General features: G+C 65.5%; 4 protein-coding genes. 1 reads left to right on the forward strand and 3 read right to left on the reverse strand.

The features are described 5' to 3' along the window. The 3 genes from AC1DZY_RS26570 to tnpA form a co-directional block, all read right to left on the reverse strand. Positions 1-174, reverse strand: a 174-nt coding sequence (locus AC1DZY_RS26570; RefSeq protein WP_476823156.1) for a transposase domain-containing protein, incomplete at its 3' end; no start/stop codon positions are given. Positions 175-272: 98 nt separating this feature from the next. Beyond that, positions 273-629, reverse strand: coding sequence for an IS66 family insertion sequence element accessory protein TnpB (tnpB, locus tag AC1DZY_RS26575; protein ID WP_476823155.1), 357 nt, complete (start codon positions 627-629; stop codon positions 273-275). Between the two features lie 10 nt (positions 630-639). After that, positions 640-1,011, reverse strand: coding sequence for an IS66-like element accessory protein TnpA (gene tnpA / locus AC1DZY_RS26580; RefSeq protein ID WP_476823157.1), 372 nt, complete (start codon positions 1,009-1,011; stop codon positions 640-642). Between tnpA and AC1DZY_RS26585 the strand changes: the two genes are divergently transcribed. Further along, complete coding sequence (locus AC1DZY_RS26585) at positions 901-1,314, forward strand: N-acetyltransferase (RefSeq protein ID WP_476823158.1); 414 nt, start codon at positions 901-903, stop codon at positions 1,312-1,314. The genes tnpA and AC1DZY_RS26585 overlap by 111 nt on opposite strands. Positions 1,315-1,487 lie beyond the last annotated feature (173 nt).

Consider the following 1,487-nt stretch of genomic DNA (forward strand, 5'->3'; position numbering starts at 1 on the left):
ATCAGTCGCCTCCTCGCCGGCGGCGCCCTCGACCTCGATCTGCTCGGCCTCCTCGAGCCCCAGCAGCAACTGATCGACCGGCAGGCTCTCGGCCCGGCGGCCGAAGCGATGACGTTGGAGCTCCTTGATGATCTGGCGCAACCGCTCGTTCTCGGCGCGCTCCTCCGCGAGCATCGCCCGAAGCGCGATCGGATCGCTGATCAGTGGGTTGGCCGCGTTGCTCGCGAAGTCGATTCAATCATGGATTACAGTGGCTTGCCAGTATCAAGCGATCAACTTGCCGCGATGGGGACGCGCGTCTCGCGCCGTTCATGCACGCGCCGCCAGTCGAGGCCTTCGAGCAACGCCTGCAACTGTGCCGCTGTCAGCCGAACGACACCGTCGGCGATGGCGGGCCACTGGAACTTGCCGTCTTCCAGCCTCTTCGAGAACAGGCACACGCCCGTCCCATCGAAGTAAACCAGCTTGATCCGGTCAGCCCGCCTCGCCCGGAACACATAGACCGCGCCCGAGAACGGATCGGCGCCCATGCTCTCGCGCACCAGCGCGGCCAGGCCATCCGCGCCCTTGCGGAAGTCGATTGGCTTCGTCGCGATCATGACGCGGACCGCGCCGGTCGGGCCGATCACGACCCGCCCTTCAGCGCACCGATTGCGGCTCGATCGTGGCGCGCGTGGCACCGTTTTCTACCGTTACCTTGACGCCGCCGACGTCGATCTCGATCGCAGCGATACGGCGTCTTTGCGCGCGTCGTCTGGGACGCAGGGATCGCGGTGGGGTGCTCGCCTCCGGCGCTGCGCCCGCAGGCTGCGCAATCACCGCCGGCACGAAAGCCGGCAGGCTCTCGGCCGCCTGACGTGCCTCGCGCCGCCAGGTGAACAGTTGCTGAGGCGTCAGCCCATGACGGCGGGCCACCGCCGATACCACCGCACCAGGCGCGAGCGTCTCCTCAAGGATCCGAGCGCGCTCATCGCCGCTCCAGCGACGGCGGCCAATCGCACCGTTGATCACCTCAAAGCGCCGGACTTCGCCCTCCGGCTCAAGTCTATGGTCAAGCCTAGACACAAAACGACCCTCCAAATCAGGATCGTCACACTGACCGCTCAGACCCATGCAAAGAAGGTGCGATCGGGGCACCGCTTACTCATCAGAGACGATCTGGATGCGCGCGTTGTCCGGCTCGCCGTCGTGGAGGCCAACCCCGTGGTCGGGTTCTGGCGCAGCATGGGGTTCCGCCCGACCGGCGAGATCAAGCCCCACGAAGGCTTGGCCATCGCCTCGCGGTCGATCCTGATGGAGAAGACCTGCCGCTGAGCGACGACGAGATCAGAACGCTTCGGGCCGGCCTCTAGAGTCGCGGCCTCAATTTGCCGATGTAGCCTAGCGCAGTCTCACTTTGGGTTTCGGTGGGCAGAACCGTTTTGGTGTTTAGGTAGAGTTCGACAGCCGGCCCGATCAACGGGCCGGTTGGGTTGGTCTGCATAATC

Source organism: Allobosea sp. P2_A10, from assembly GCF_056405115.1.

Bases quoted from the DNA above. Each gene is read 5' to 3' on its own strand.
- AC1DZY_RS26585 (WP_476823158.1), top strand. From the start codon at position 901: ATGACGGCGGGCCACCGCCGATACCACCGCACCAGGCGCGAGCGTCTC.